14 protein-coding genes are annotated in these 13,227 nt (G+C 47.3%); 10 read left to right on the top strand and 4 right to left on the bottom strand.

The genetic code is table 11. The annotated features are described in order from the left end of the window. Positions 1-30: 30 nt before the first annotated feature. Positions 31-345, bottom strand: coding sequence for an iron donor protein CyaY (gene cyaY, locus MKS89_RS15025; RefSeq protein WP_072959416.1), 315 nt, complete (start codon positions 343-345; stop codon positions 31-33). A 76-nt stretch (positions 346-421) separates the two neighbouring features. Between cyaY and lptM the strand changes: the two genes are divergently transcribed. The 6 genes from lptM to yigB are packed head-to-tail and all read left to right on the top strand — an operon-like array spanning position 422 to position 5,080. Then, entirely contained in the window at positions 422-541 is a 120-nt protein-coding gene (gene lptM, locus MKS89_RS15020; RefSeq protein ID WP_072959588.1) for an LPS translocon maturation chaperone LptM, read from the top strand. Between the two features lie 30 nt (positions 542-571). Beyond that, positions 572-1,825: a diaminopimelate decarboxylase gene (gene lysA / locus MKS89_RS15015; protein ID WP_072959419.1), complete on the top strand. Its 1,254-nt coding sequence runs from the start codon at positions 572-574 to the stop codon at positions 1,823-1,825. 8 nt (positions 1,826-1,833) lie between these two features. Next, entirely contained in the window at positions 1,834-2,664 is an 831-nt protein-coding gene (dapF, locus tag MKS89_RS15010) for a diaminopimelate epimerase (RefSeq protein ID WP_072959421.1), read from the top strand. 42 nt (positions 2,665-2,706) lie between these two features. Continuing rightward, entirely contained in the window at positions 2,707-3,393 is a 687-nt protein-coding gene (locus MKS89_RS15005) for a DUF484 family protein (RefSeq protein ID WP_072959424.1), read from the top strand. A gap of 37 nt (positions 3,394-3,430) precedes the next feature. Next, positions 3,431-4,360, top strand: a complete 930-nt coding sequence (gene xerC / locus MKS89_RS15000) for a tyrosine recombinase XerC (RefSeq protein ID WP_072959427.1) — start codon at positions 3,431-3,433, stop codon at positions 4,358-4,360. 3 nt (positions 4,361-4,363) lie between these two features. Further along, on the top strand, positions 4,364-5,080 hold the full coding sequence (gene yigB, locus MKS89_RS14995; protein WP_072959429.1) for a 5-amino-6-(5-phospho-D-ribitylamino)uracil phosphatase YigB: 717 nt from the start codon (positions 4,364-4,366) through the stop codon (positions 5,078-5,080). Between the two features lie 22 nt (positions 5,081-5,102). Here the strand turns inward: yigB and MKS89_RS14990 are convergent, their stop codons facing one another. Next, positions 5,103-5,783: a tRNA-uridine aminocarboxypropyltransferase gene (locus MKS89_RS14990; RefSeq protein ID WP_072959432.1), complete on the bottom strand. Its 681-nt coding sequence runs from the start codon at positions 5,781-5,783 to the stop codon at positions 5,103-5,105. After that, positions 5,780-6,793 (bottom strand): COG3650 family protein, encoded by a 1,014-nt coding sequence (locus MKS89_RS14985; protein WP_072959435.1) that lies wholly within the window; start codon positions 6,791-6,793, stop codon positions 5,780-5,782. The genes MKS89_RS14990 and MKS89_RS14985 overlap by 4 nt, the downstream gene beginning before the upstream one ends. Positions 6,794-6,848: 55 nt before the next feature. Between MKS89_RS14985 and MKS89_RS14980 the strand changes: the two genes are divergently transcribed. From MKS89_RS14980 to MKS89_RS14965, 4 genes are all read left to right on the top strand, one after another. Next, positions 6,849-7,301 (top strand): EVE domain-containing protein, encoded by a 453-nt coding sequence (locus tag MKS89_RS14980; protein WP_072959591.1) that lies wholly within the window; start codon positions 6,849-6,851, stop codon positions 7,299-7,301. Positions 7,302-7,722: 421 nt separating this feature from the next. Beyond that, positions 7,723-8,412: a 4'-phosphopantetheinyl transferase family protein gene (locus tag MKS89_RS14975; protein ID WP_072959437.1), complete on the top strand. Its 690-nt coding sequence runs from the start codon at positions 7,723-7,725 to the stop codon at positions 8,410-8,412. A gap of 51 nt (positions 8,413-8,463) precedes the next feature. Then, entirely contained in the window at positions 8,464-8,676 is a 213-nt protein-coding gene (locus tag MKS89_RS14970; protein WP_072959440.1) for an MbtH family protein, read from the top strand. A gap of 13 nt (positions 8,677-8,689) precedes the next feature. Next, positions 8,690-12,175 (top strand): non-ribosomal peptide synthetase, encoded by a 3,486-nt coding sequence (locus tag MKS89_RS14965; RefSeq protein ID WP_072959443.1) that lies wholly within the window; start codon positions 8,690-8,692, stop codon positions 12,173-12,175. Positions 12,176-12,297: 122 nt separating this feature from the next. Here the strand turns inward: MKS89_RS14965 and MKS89_RS14960 are convergent, their stop codons facing one another. Beyond that, on the bottom strand, positions 12,298-13,119 hold the full coding sequence (locus MKS89_RS14960) for a Cof-type HAD-IIB family hydrolase (protein ID WP_072959445.1): 822 nt from the start codon (positions 13,117-13,119) through the stop codon (positions 12,298-12,300). Positions 13,120-13,227 lie beyond the last annotated feature (108 nt).

The raw sequence follows: 13,227 nt of genomic DNA, 5'->3' as shown, positions 1-13,227 counted from the left end.
CGTCAATTGATGTGACGGGTATCGCTTATCTCAATCCCAATCAATTGACTCTCCGGCATGTTTTTCACATTCCTGACGGACTAAGGTCAGCAGTTCCAGACCGGTTTTCGAGCAGATCCATTGTTGATCAGTGTACTGGAAGTGGAAACCGCCGGATTTGGATGCTAGCCAAATTTCATGCATCGGCTCCTGACGGTTGATCACAATCTGACTGCGATCTTCAAAATCCAGTGTCATGACATTGCCTGTTGTCTCGTAGTCAATGTCGGCACCTGAGTCATCAATCATTTGCTCAATCTGTTCTAGCATTTGATCAACAAGTTGGTGGAATTCAGTATCGTTCATCCTCACATCCTATTGCTTTTCCTGAATCTGGTGCGATTATAGGGGGCATTGAATGAATAATCACGATATATGCAAAATGAATAAAAAGTTTACTGCACTTTTAGTGCTGTGCGTGTTAGCGTTGGCAGGTTGTGGACAGACAGGACCGTTGTATATGCCTCAGGACAATACACCGCAAAACCAATCACAACCTTAATCCTTAGTCATTGATAATTAGGAAAGTATTTTGGATTATTTTAATTACCAGAACGATGGACAGCTATGTGCTGAAGGGGTTCGTCTCGCTGAACTGGCAAAGGACTACGGCACACCACTTTATGTTTATTCAAAAGCGACGTTAGAACGCCATTGGAATGCATTTGATCAGGCTGTGGGCACACATTCACATCTGGTTTGTTATGCCGTGAAAGCAAACTCCAATTTAGGTGTGTTGAGTGTTTTGGCGCGACTAGGCTCTGGATTTGATATTGTATCCGGAGGGGAGCTGGAGCGGGTTTTAGCTGCTGGTGGAAATCCCGAGAAAATTGTGTTTTCCGGTGTGGGTAAAACTGAAGCGGAAATGAAACGTGCACTCGAATTGAAGATTAAGTGCTTCAACGTTGAATCTGAATCCGAATTGCACCGTTTGAATCGTGTGGCTCAGTCTCTCGGTGTGAAGGCACCGGTGTCTCTGCGGATTAATCCGGATGTTGATGCCAAAACACATCCATATATCTCGACAGGACTACGTGACAATAAATTCGGGATTGCTTTTGACCGCGCGCGCGAAGTCTATCGTTTAGCTCATCAATTGGAGCATCTGGACGTTCATGGGATTGATTGCCATATCGGTTCACAGTTGACTCAAATCGATCCCTTTATTGATGCAACGGATCGGCTTCTGGCGCTTATCGATGCGCTCAAAGCGGAAGGCATCCACATTCGCCATCTAGATGTCGGTGGTGGTTTGGGTGTTGTCTATGATGCAGAAACGCCACCACAGCCGGCAGAATATGCCAAAGCATTACTCTCGCGTCTGGGAAATCATCAAGATTTGGAGCTGGTATTCGAACCGGGGCGGGCGATTGCTGCGAATGCCGGAATCCTGCTGACCAAAGTCGAATTCTTGAAGCATACCGAGTATAAGAATTTTGCAATTGTTGATGCAGCGATGAATGACCTTATACGTCCGGTTTTGTATCAAGCATGGCAGAAAATTGTCCCTGTGACGCCTCGGGAAGGGACGGCGCAGGTTTATGATTTAGTGGGTCCTATTTGTGAAACCAGTGATTTTATCGGCAAAGATCGCGAACTGGTGCTTGAGGAAGGTGATCTTCTGGCGGTTCGTTCGGCAGGTGCTTACGGATTTGCTATGTCATCAAACTATAATACGCGTTCACGCGCCGCTGAGGTCATGGTTGATGGAGAACAGGTTCATCTGGTACGCCAGCGCGAGCCTCTCAGTAGTTTGTGGGCTTTGGAAAATGTTTTACCGGAGTAAAGAAACCTATGCATTTTCATTTTTCTAAAATGCACGGTTTGGGTAATGACTTCATGGTCGTTGATTGTATTACCCAGAATATTTTCTTCTCACCGGATTTGATTCGTCGCTTAGCAAACCGACACACGGGTGTCGGTTTTGACCAACTGTTATTGGTTGAAGCGCCTTATGATCCGGAAACAGATTTTCACTATCGGATCTTCAATGCGGATGGCAGTGAAGTTGAACAGTGTGGAAATGGTGCTCGTTGTTTTGCACGCTTTGTTCGACTTAAAGGTTTGACGAATAAATACAGCGTTCATGTCAGCACCAAGAAAGGGAAGATGATTCTGAATGTCGAAGAAGACAATCAGATTACCGTGAATATGGGGTTGCCAGTATTCGAACCCGCAAAAATTCCGTTTAAGGCGAAGCAGTCAGAAAAGACCTATATTTTACGCATTGCTGAACAGACACTGTTTTGTGGCGCGGTAAGCATGGGTAATCCTCATGTGGTGACAACGGTTGAGGATGTCGATATCGCAGATGTGGATCGCCTTGGGCCATTACTGGAATCCCATGAACGTTTTCCTGAACGCGTCAATGCCGGCTTTATGCAGGTCGTGAACCCCAATGAAATCCGGTTACGGGTTTATGAACGCGGGGCGGGTGAAACACAGGCGTGCGGCAGTGGTGCTTGTGCCGCAGTTGCTGTGGGGATTATTCAAGAGCAGTTGGCAGAGAATGTTACTGTACATTTGCCGGGTGGTGACTTGAAAATTAGTTGGAAGGGGCCGGGACAACCGCTCTATATGACCGGACCTGCCACTCATATTTATGATGGTCAGATTGCGTGCTGAGAACCGCTGAAATCATTGAAGAACGTTGTAGAAAGGGTTGTTGTGTCAAACACTGAAACTGAAATTAATGAAAATGATGCGTTAACCGCCGAAGTGGTGGCTGATTATTTACAAAATCACCCGGATTTCTTTATAAATCGTCCGGCGTTGGTTGATCGCCTTGCGCTACCACACCAGCAACTTGGCGCGGTGTCTTTGGTTCATATTCAGCTGAATCGGCAAAGACACCGGATCGAAGAGCTTGAAGAAGAAATCACTGCCTTCATGTCTCTGGCAGCAAGTAATGACCGAACGTTGCATACATTTATGGATCTGCAAGAACAGATGTTGCGGTGTGATGAATTGAGTCAGGTGATTGATGCGATTGAACAGAAAGCGGAGCAAATGTCGCTGAAAGCGCATATCCGTTTATCCGGCATCCCGACACCGTATGCTTTGGATCTGGCCTATTGGCAGCGTTTTGCCACCAACAATTTTAACGGGAACTCGGCTTATTTAGGCCGAATGCGTAAAGCGGATCGCGATGGCCTGTTTGGTGAACATGCTGGCGCGCCAGAGTTTGGCTCGTACGTGGTGTTACCGATCAGAAGTACCGACACGCATGGTCTTCTGGCTTTCTCCAGTGAAGATGGCGGTCATTTCCAGCCAAATATGGATACGCTGTTTTTACGTTATCTGGCAGAGGTGTTGACCCATTTATTACATGTACTGCCATGGCAACGCACATAATATGAGTCAGTCATATAGAGATAAATAAATTCGTCGTATGAATAGTGAAAGTCTGAGATTACCGGATGAATTACAGCAGCCCCTTCAACGCTTCTATGAATATTTGAGAAGTGAGAAGGGGTTGAGTCTATATACGCGTCAGAACTATCAGCAACAACTGACTCAGATGGCGGCTTATCTGGCTGACAATGGTGTGACACGCTGGCCACAATTGGATTCGGCATGGGTCAGACAACTGGCAGCAAAAGGGATGCGTGACGGCATCAAGGCCAGTAGTTTAGCGACGCGTTTATCTGCATTGCGTAGCTTTCTGGACTTTCTGGTATTAAGGGGTGACTTAACCGCAAATCCGGCCAAGGGGGTTTCTGCACCGAAGAAGAAGCGACCTTTGCCGAAAAATTTAGATGTAGATGAAGTTGCTCAGTTACTTGAAGTGAATGAAGATGATCCGCTCGCGATTCGTGATCGGGCCATGATGGAATTGATGTATGGTGCCGGTCTGCGTTTGGCGGAAATGGTGAGCGTCAATCTGAAAGATATTCACCTCGGTCTGGGAGAACTCCGCGTGATCGGGAAAGGTAACAAAGAACGTAAAGTCCCGTTTAGCGGTCAGGCTGTGACGTGGGTGAAAAAATGGATGGCCGTTCGCGGGCAGCTTGCTCATGCCGATGAGCCTGCTCTGTTTGTTTCCAATCGCGGCGGAAGAATTTCGCATCGCAATGTCCAGAAACGGATGTCAGAATGGGGAATGAAGCAGTCGGTCGCCAGTCATATCAGCCCTCACAAATTACGTCACTCTTTTGCCACTCATATTCTTGAATCCAGCCACAATTTGCGTGCGGTTCAGGAACTCTTGGGGCATGAAAATATTTCAACCACTCAGATATATACCCATCTCGATTTTCAGCATTTAGCGCAGGCTTATGATCAAGCTCATCCTCGCGCGAAGAAGAAACGGAAACCATAGCGCATGTTTTATTACCGCTCTCTCCCTGAGATCCAGGCAATGACCTTTGATTTGGACGATACGCTCTACGATAACGTCCCCGTGATTCGACAACTGGAACGTAAAATGTTGGATTGGATGCATTTGAATCATCCGGTCAGTGCGTTGCATCCGATTGAGTGGTGGAAACAATTGAAAACCAACGTTGTACAGCAATCTCCGGAGTTAGCGCATGATGTGACGCAATGGCGCTATACGCAGGTCATGCAGGGGTTGGTACAGTTGGGATATTCGACCGATGATGCGCGTAAAGCTGCTGAAGATGCAATCAATGAAATGTTCTACTGGCGTCACCAGATAGAAGTACCGGAAGAAACACATCGTGTGCTGACTTTATTGAGTCAACAACTCCCGTTAATTGCAGTGACCAATGGTAATGTCGACCCGAATAAAATAGGGTTGGGACACTATTTTCAGCAAACGTTGCAAGCCGGTCCTGATGGTTTTTCCAAACCTTATCCCGATCTGTTTATCAAAGCGCAACGCGCACTCGATCTGCCGGCTTACCAAATTCTACATGTCGGCGATCATCTGAATACCGACGTTTATGGTGCCAAAATGAATGGATTCGCGGCCTGCTGGTTGAATGACCAATATCGAAATATTCGCACTGAACCGGCAGCGATGTTACTGCCGGATGTCGAGATTGAGCAGTTATCAAGTTTGTTAGAACTAGTGTAACGTGATGTGATGGTCTGCGTGTTCAGCGATTACTGTCCCAGCGTCCCGGAGTCCGGTTTTTATCAGCCTGCAAGGCATCCATAAATAGATGTAAAAAATCTTTTAATGCCTGAGCATCTTTGGTCTCACCGCGTTGTTCGAGCAGCGTGGCGACCACTTCCAATGTACAGAGTGAGTCAGGTTGTTGGTTGCGTCTCAGCCGATAAGATGAGGCCGCATTGGGCGTAATCTGTACGCGAGGCAGCGTTGCCAGCCAAGCACTCTTTCTTTCCATTTTCCGCGCTTCCTGCCAAGTTCCGTCGAGCAAAATAAAATGTGGCACGAGTTGGTGTTGCTGTGTTTGATGATTGTGCGGCTGAGTCTGATGTTTGTGTTCCGAGTGTATTTGAGCGCAAAGTTCATCTACTGTAAGCGCGTGAGGGGCCGGAAATAGCAGCACCGGAAAGAATCGGGGATCATCCAACTGTTGCTGGAATTGCACATCGGGTTGTTTGCGTTGCCAGAGGTATGGCTGACACTGCGGCAGTGCATGGACAAGCCAGCGTCCGGTATTGGTGGCCCGGTTTATCTCCCGCTCATGAATCAGTAAGGACAGCTTGATGCCACTTGTACAACGGGGAATGGCCTGACAAATACATTGATAGACCAAACCACAGTCGGGGCATGGGCGCGGTGACTCTTCCGGCTGTTGACTCACATTCATGGCTTACTCCGGTACAAGGTTAACCCGCCCTCATTAATATTGTAGATCTGCTGACCGACTTGTTCTTTGGGGGCGTGAAGCCGGTCGCCCTCGCGGGTGAAAATCCGTTGGGAAAGCAGGTATTGCTGTTGATGCTGGGTCATGACGACCTGAATTTGATCGGCATTGAGTACCTGCCAAAAGCCGGTTTCGACAATGGGGACCGGATCGTTTTGATAACGATAAAGTGTTTGAGCAGTGTGAGCAGCTTTCAGTGTTAATGTCACAGAAAAGTTGTCTTGTCGGGTTGAGCTCGCATAATAGGTCGCAATCCATGGTGTGGACGGGTCCTGATTGCCGAGTCGGGCACAACCCCGATATCTGCCTTTCTGAGTGTTGAAGGTTGCCATCCAACCGTATAAAGACTGATGACTCAGTTGGCAGGATGATGGTGACAGCGTCAATGTTCCCTGAGGTGTTTTATACACCCGATGTTCTTCGGTGTGGTTCATCAGTTTGACGGGCCACTGCTGAGGTGATGACTTGCCAAATTTAACATCCAAAGTATCCGGTGACGTCATCCGAACACGCCAGTGCGGTTTCTGTCCCTGAGCCTCGGTGCTTTGTACGGGCTGACTACAACCTTTGACACCATCTTGTGAGACATAGTTAATCTGATGGGTCATCAGTCGTGCTCTGAAGTCCGCGTTGTAACCTGTCTGACTTGGCGCAGTGAGGAAACCAATGATTTCGCCATAGATTGATTGATAAGGAGAGGCGACCTGTTGACTGAGTGTCTGATACTGTTGTGCCGATAGCGTCAATAGAAATTGTTGGTTGCTGTTGCAGGGGGTGAATGAGCTGGTCTGAGGGCCGATCACGATCTGGCCCCGGAACATGATTCGCGGGATCTGAATCTCTGCCGATTGCCCCAGAGCAACGTGATCGGAAGGAGAAGACACCATTGATGATGTGCAGGCTTGCAGGAGTATCATCAATGAGCTGGATATTAGAATTTTTAAGGGCTTCATGGTATATCTTCCTTACCTTAACCTGATTAGACATCATCTCGCACAGCATAACATTATGGCATATTGGTTATTTAAAACAGAGCCCGATACTTTTTCAATTGATACTTTACGCGTTCAGCAGCGTGCTTGTTGGGAAGGCGTCAGAAACTATCAAGCGCGCAATATGATGCGCGATCAAGTTCGTCTCGGGGATCAGGTTCTGATCTACCACTCATCCTGTAAACAGGTTGGGGTGGCCGGTATCGCTGAGGTAGTCCGTGAAGCCTATCCTGATCACTTTGCGTTTGACCCCGGTAGCGAGGTTTTCGACGCCAAATCAACCCCGGAAAATCCGCGTTGGGTGATGGTTGATGTTGCTTTTGTCAGCAAAATGGAGCGGATTATTCCTCTTTCTGTGATGAAAGCAATGCCCGAATTGGCGCAGATGCCTCTGGTGAAGCGCGGCAACCGACTTTCAATTATGCCTGTTACTGAAGCGGAGTGGTTGGCAATACTTTCCCTGCGTTGAAATCCTATCACCCACAGGCGGTTCTCACCGCCTGTCTATTCATGATGTGTCGGCCTCAATAAATCGACGTTTGATAGTTCTTATTCATCACTTTGCTTATGGATGAGCTAACCGTTTGATAACGGTCTGTTATCATGAGAATTAACACTATATGAGTCAGAAATATAGGAAATAATGCGATCTTCGCAGCGAGTTCAGAGGATTTATATTGGAGTTTATACGTGCATTGGTTGTATGCTAATAACTGCTGTTGCAGTGCAACGGTGAAGCAAGTATTCGCGAAAGATTCAGAAAAATAATTATGAATGTTTGTTTTGGCAGACAAGGTTGAGAGCTCGGATGGGGACGGCTTACTTCATTGCTTGAGACCTATTTTCAATTGATTTGCACATATGATGAACGAGTTTAGGGAAGATAAGTGATGACATTTCTGATCTGGCAAAAGCAATTATGCTTGGGTGGACAGACGCTTTTTATGAATCGCTATGTGCGTGATAAGTATACGGCTGGCGCGGCACAAGAAGGCATCACCTTACCTGAGTCCCTGCTCGGGGCGGTCACTAAAAGAAAAGCAGAGTTTGTTGCCGGCAGAGTTGCCGCAAAATATGCTTTGCTGCACCGCGGTGCATCTGAACCTTGGGTCGGAATCGGAGAACATCGTTCTCCGGTGTGGCCTGACGGATTTATCGGCTCCATCTCACATACGGACGACACGGCTATCTCTACTGTAGCGACGAAAGCGGAGCGGTTATCCATCGGGGTTGATGTCGAAAACATCATGGATGAAACGCTCTGCGAGTCGATAGGAAGAATGATTGTCACGTCTGAGGAAATCAAACTTCAGGATGTCACCGGTTGGTATAAAGCACCGTTTATGTCACTGATGTTTTCGGCCAAAGAGAGCTTGTTTAAGGCGCTTTATCCTTTAGTAAAACGTTACCTTGACTTCCATGATGCGCAATTAATATCCCTTGAGCCGCAGCATTCACATTTCACATTTGAACTTTCCCCAATACTCCAGCAACAGACCGGAATACAGTTTTGTCATGGACATTATCTGTTTCTGGAAGACGCACTCGTGACATTGATACAGATTGAACGGGATGCCTGATGTAAACAAAGTATCAATATTTCCCTTAGTTGGCAGGGTGGCTTAAAAATAATGAATGATAAAAAATATACCAATCCATTTGATGATGTGAATCATCGATTTCTCGTCCTGACCAATGACCGTGGTCAGTACAGTTTGTGGCCGGAATTCAGTCCGGTTCCTCAAGGTTGGCAAGCGATTTTCGGTCCGGAAGATAAATCCGATTGTCTCAGTTATGTCGAACAAAACTGGCAACATATTCATCTCTCCGGGCTTCATTCATGAAGGAATTATCGCTATGTCTATGAGCAATATTATCGATGAGTCGATGTCACGATGGTCACAGGCCGCAAGAGCGTCTGAAGATCTTGATTTTGTCAAAGATGCGGAGTCAGGCACATTGCCATTGAGCCCGGTTAGTGACCTCGCATCACGCACTCCGCAGGCGAAACACGATATGCCGCCCTGGTCTACCGGTGCTGTATTTGCGCTTCCCACAGAATACCAAACCATTCTGGATCTGCTGGGACAGCAAGTTGAATCATGGCCGGCGCGACTGGCATTGTGCGACAGACAGACATCATGGACATTCGCGCAATTGAATGAGCAGGTCAATACACTTGCTGCGAACATCCTGCGAGCTGGTGTCCGACATGGCGATGTCATTGGCGTTGCGTTACCGAGAACAGGGATTGCGGTGATTACGCTTTTGGCCGTGATGAAATGTGGTGCCGTGTATCTTCCGATTGATCCGGATTATCCTCAAGAACGAATTGAGGCCATTTTGGAACAGGCATGTCCCCGTGGTGTACTGATTGATGAATATCCACCGTGTGGTTTGCAACAAGCAATGCAGCATGTCACCACACCACAGTGGCAACTCGAAACATTGCTGTGTACCGATGCCGATTTTCCCTCGGATTATCCTTCACCGCAAAGAGAGGATACGGCTTATATTATTTTTACATCCGGTTCGACCGGCAAGCCGAAAGGGGTTTTAAACCATCATGGTGCGTTACTGAATCTTGCGCTGTCTCATCGACAGACAATTTTTGAGCGGGCTTTGTCGCAGTTGAAGCAGGTGCGTGACTGCCCCATAGTTCGAGCCGCGCATACCACCTCTTTTTCTTTCGATGCCTCTTGGGAACAAATTTTATGGATGATTCACGGGCATACACTGTATCTCTATTCAAATGAACAACGTCGGGATGCATTTGAACTGACCCGACTGGTTGAACAAGATCACATTGACGCTTTGGATCTGTCTCCTTCGTTGTTCTATCAGATGCTGGAAGCCGGACTGATGACCATGTCGCATGTGCCGACGCTTGTTTTGGTCGGAAGTGAGGCGATACCACATAAGTTGTGGCAGAAGGTAAGTGAGTACCCCACGCTGATGGTTGAAAACTTCTATGGGCCAACGGAATATACGGTTGATGCGGTCAGTGCCAGTTTTAAAGTGGATGATACCCCTGTGATCGGGCGACCCATCGCCAATACGCGCACCTATGTATTAGACGAAACACTGACACCCGTACCGATAGGGTGTGTCGGAGAGCTTTATCTCGCCGGAGCGGGAATGGCACAGGGATATCTCAATCAACCCGGGATGACCGCAGAACGCTTTGTGGCGGATCCATTTGTTGCCGGTGATGTGATGTACCGGACCGGCGACTTAGTGCGGTGGTCTGAAAAGGGGCAACTTGCTTTTATCGGACGTTGTGATGATCAGGTGAAAATCCGTGGGTATCGGATCGAGCTGGGAGAGGTTGAAAATGCATTATCAGTGCAGCCAGGTGTCGCTCAGGCTGTCGTTGTCGCCCCACCTTTTGCTGGTACGCACCGCTTGATCGGGTTTTGTGTACTGACGCCTGACTATGCCAGTCAACTTAGTGGAAAGCATTTATCGGCTGCTGTGGCGCAAGTCCTACCTGATTATATGGTGCCTTCGGTGATTGAGATTATGGATGAGATGCCAATTAATGCGAGCGGTAAGATTGATCGTAAAGCGTTGGCTGCAATGCCGCTGTCGGTGACCCGGCAGATTGGTCGCTCGCCGCGGACCGATATCGAACGACTTCTGTGTCAGGAAGCGCAATCATTATTCGGAGTCTCGGTGATCTCTGCGGAAGATGACTTTTTCTCACTCGGTGGTGATAGCATCTCGGCAATGGCTTTGGTCAACCGGATACGTCAGCAAGGATACATTTTGAAGGTCAAAGATATCTTTGTGGAGAAGACACTGGAAAAAATTGCGTTGCAAATTGACTATCATCAGCACACTGAAGTACCGCATACGGATGCTTCCGCAGAGCATATCCTGATAAGTGATGATGTCCGGGCACAATTTACGGCTGAATATGGTGCGATTCGTGACATTATTCCGACTTTACCGGTTCAGAATGGTCTGCTGTCTTATGTCCGTGCCAGCGGTCAGCAGAGCAACTATAACGCCCTGACAAAGATGCAGTTTGTCGGTGATATGGATGTGCAACGCCTACAGCAAGCGCTCGATTGTGTTGTATTACGTCATCCACAGTTACTGGCCCGTTTTGATATTCATATTTTGGATCAAGCAGTTCAAGTGCTGCCTCAAGTCACGGTCGATCCTGTGAACCAAGAAAGTCGTTTATGGCCGCTGGAAACTTGTTCTCTCAATGGATTACCGAGTGAGGAGCAAGAGGCCATGCTGGCTACCATTGAGTCCCGGGAGATTTCACGTCCCTTTGATATGGACGATACCCGCCAGCCATTACTTTATGCCGTATTGGTGCATCACCATGACAATCAGCATACGCTGTTTTTATCTGAACACCATTTGGTCATTGACGGATGGTCAATGCCGATTTTGTTACGCGATCTACTTCAGGCTTATGTTCAGGCTGCGGGGTTGGCAACACCGCAAAATCCGGATCGCTATGCCAGCGTGATTAGACAGTTAGCTTCACGAGATAAATCTGTTGCCAGACAAGTGTGGTCACAGGCATTGGCTGGCGCGCAACCAACGCTGATCTATCAAGGTGAATCACCGTCAGCACAGGTCAAGGATACATCTTTTCAGTTATCGTCCCTGATGACGCAGAAGCTGATGACGCTTTGCCAACAAAACGGTTTAACCGTCAATTCATTGATGCAAGGCGTGTGGGGAATCATTTTACGTGAGCTCTCCGGATGTGAAGATGTTATTTTTGGTTCACCGGTCTCGGGACGTTTTTGTGATATCGAAGGCATCGAATCTTATGTTGGCCTGTTTACCAATACGATTCCCGTCCGGATGCGACTCCAGCCCAATCGCTCATTGATTGAACAACTGAAAGACGTTCAATTGGAACAGATTCATCTATGTGAACACGATATGTTGGGGTTGGATGAAATCGAGCAGATGACGGGAGAGGCGTGTTGGTTTGACACCATGTTATCTGTTGATAATTATCCAAATTATGATCATTGGTTTAGCATTGATTACCATGGCATGAAACTGACAGCGATGGAAAACCGGGGCTATACCCATTTGCCACTGACCGTTTTTGTGACACCCGGTGAATCTTTGGAAGTGCTGATTGCGTATCGGTCAACCCGATATGTACCTCAGCGTCTGGCAAGATGGTTTGAACAGTTGCTGGTTCAGATCATTGAGCAACCGATGGTGGCGCTGAAACACTATACTTTGGCGCCTGACTTCGCTGTGCCAACCGAGCCACCGACTATTGGTCTCGAAAACCGAGCGTCATCTGTTGACGCAAGTCACTTTGTGCAAGCGACAATACCGATATCAGTCAACTGAGTGGGTTGGTCAGTCGTCATATTGAATCCCAACGGTTGGGTATCCACCACCAGCACTATCGAATATCGATTGCTGGTGGATAGGATAGAAAACTGATGATCGAAGGAAGAGTTGCGTGTGAATTAAAGTAAGTGTTGATGCAGATAGTGGGCGACGGCATCATCCGCATGGCTACCGATACGTTCAGTCTGCGGCAAAGCTGAGAAGACTTTCTCATGCGCAGTTTCCATGACCAGCCCTCGACCAGCCATCGACAACATTTCAATATCATTCATCCCGTCACCAAATGCGATACAGTGGTCTAATGTTTGATTGAGTGAATTGGCAACCACTTGTAATGCATGACCTTTTGATATCTCGGGTCCCATCACTTCAAGGCACGTCGGGCTGGAGAATGCGATCGTTACTTCTCCTGAGAAGCGTTGATTGAGGATATCCTCATAGCGTACCAGCGCATCGTGGCTGGACTGTCTGTGAGTGAAGAAAATTTTTGCCACATTATCCAACGGTGGATTTTCCGGATCAAACATCTGAAACGTGAATTGAGATTCGTTGTGATATTGTTGAATCGTTTCATCGATCGCGCTGAGTCGCCATTGATCATCGTGGTACATATGAATGAAGATATCCGAATCATTTTTACAGAGATCAATCAGGCTTTGCACCAAATCTTTTGGCACATTACGGCTAAACATCAGCTTATTATCCGGGCTGTGGATACGGGCGCCATTCGAGGTAATCATGAATGCAGGGATACCTGCAATTTCACGGATACCTGCTACATCAACATGATGACGTCCGGTTGCAAAGATAAATGTATACCCTTTCTGATGGAGGTCTTTCAGTGTGCTCTTGGTAAACGGGCTTAACTTATGATTTGGAGCGAGTAATGTACCATCAAGATCAGAAGCAACAATTCGAATATCTTTGCTGATCAGCGTCATAAAATCCTCATTTGATAGAAATGAAATACAGAGATGTGTTACTGACTATTTTACTAAAAAATAAAGGGGAAAAAGAGGGTAAAATCCATCTTGTCCACTTTCCTCTTT

The sequence above is a fragment of the Vibrio gazogenes genome (genome assembly GCF_023920225.1).
GTDB classification, from domain to species: domain Bacteria; phylum Pseudomonadota; class Gammaproteobacteria; order Enterobacterales; family Vibrionaceae; genus Vibrio; species Vibrio gazogenes.
Note: the sequence above shows the minus strand (reverse complement) of the source record. Positions and strands in the feature narration are given on the sequence as shown.

What these genes read in the sequence shown, in the direction of transcription:
- cyaY (WP_072959416.1), bottom strand. Translation starts at nt 345, where the DNA reads ATGAACGATACTGAATTCCACCAACTTGTTGATCAAATGCTAGAACAG.
- lptM (WP_072959588.1), top strand. Translation starts at nt 422, where the DNA reads ATGAATAAAAAGTTTACTGCACTTTTAGTGCTGTGCGTGTTAGCGTTG.
- dapF (WP_072959421.1), top strand. Translation starts at nt 1,834, where the DNA reads ATGCATTTTCATTTTTCTAAAATGCACGGTTTGGGTAATGACTTCATG.
- xerC (WP_072959427.1), top strand. Translation starts at nt 3,431, where the DNA reads ATGAATAGTGAAAGTCTGAGATTACCGGATGAATTACAGCAGCCCCTT.
- yigB (WP_072959429.1), top strand. Translation starts at nt 4,364, where the DNA reads ATGTTTTATTACCGCTCTCTCCCTGAGATCCAGGCAATGACCTTTGAT.
- MKS89_RS14990 (WP_072959432.1), bottom strand. Translation starts at nt 5,783, where the DNA reads ATGAATGTGAGTCAACAGCCGGAAGAGTCACCGCGCCCATGCCCCGAC.
- MKS89_RS14985 (WP_072959435.1), bottom strand. Translation starts at nt 6,793, where the DNA reads ATGAAGCCCTTAAAAATTCTAATATCCAGCTCATTGATGATACTCCTG.
- MKS89_RS14980 (WP_072959591.1), top strand. Translation starts at nt 6,849, where the DNA reads ATGGCATATTGGTTATTTAAAACAGAGCCCGATACTTTTTCAATTGAT.
- MKS89_RS14975 (WP_072959437.1), top strand. Translation starts at nt 7,723, where the DNA reads ATGACATTTCTGATCTGGCAAAAGCAATTATGCTTGGGTGGACAGACG.
- MKS89_RS14970 (WP_072959440.1), top strand. Translation starts at nt 8,464, where the DNA reads ATGAATGATAAAAAATATACCAATCCATTTGATGATGTGAATCATCGA.
- MKS89_RS14965 (WP_072959443.1), top strand. Translation starts at nt 8,690, where the DNA reads ATGTCTATGAGCAATATTATCGATGAGTCGATGTCACGATGGTCACAG.
- MKS89_RS14960 (WP_072959445.1), bottom strand. Translation starts at nt 13,119, where the DNA reads ATGACGCTGATCAGCAAAGATATTCGAATTGTTGCTTCTGATCTTGAT.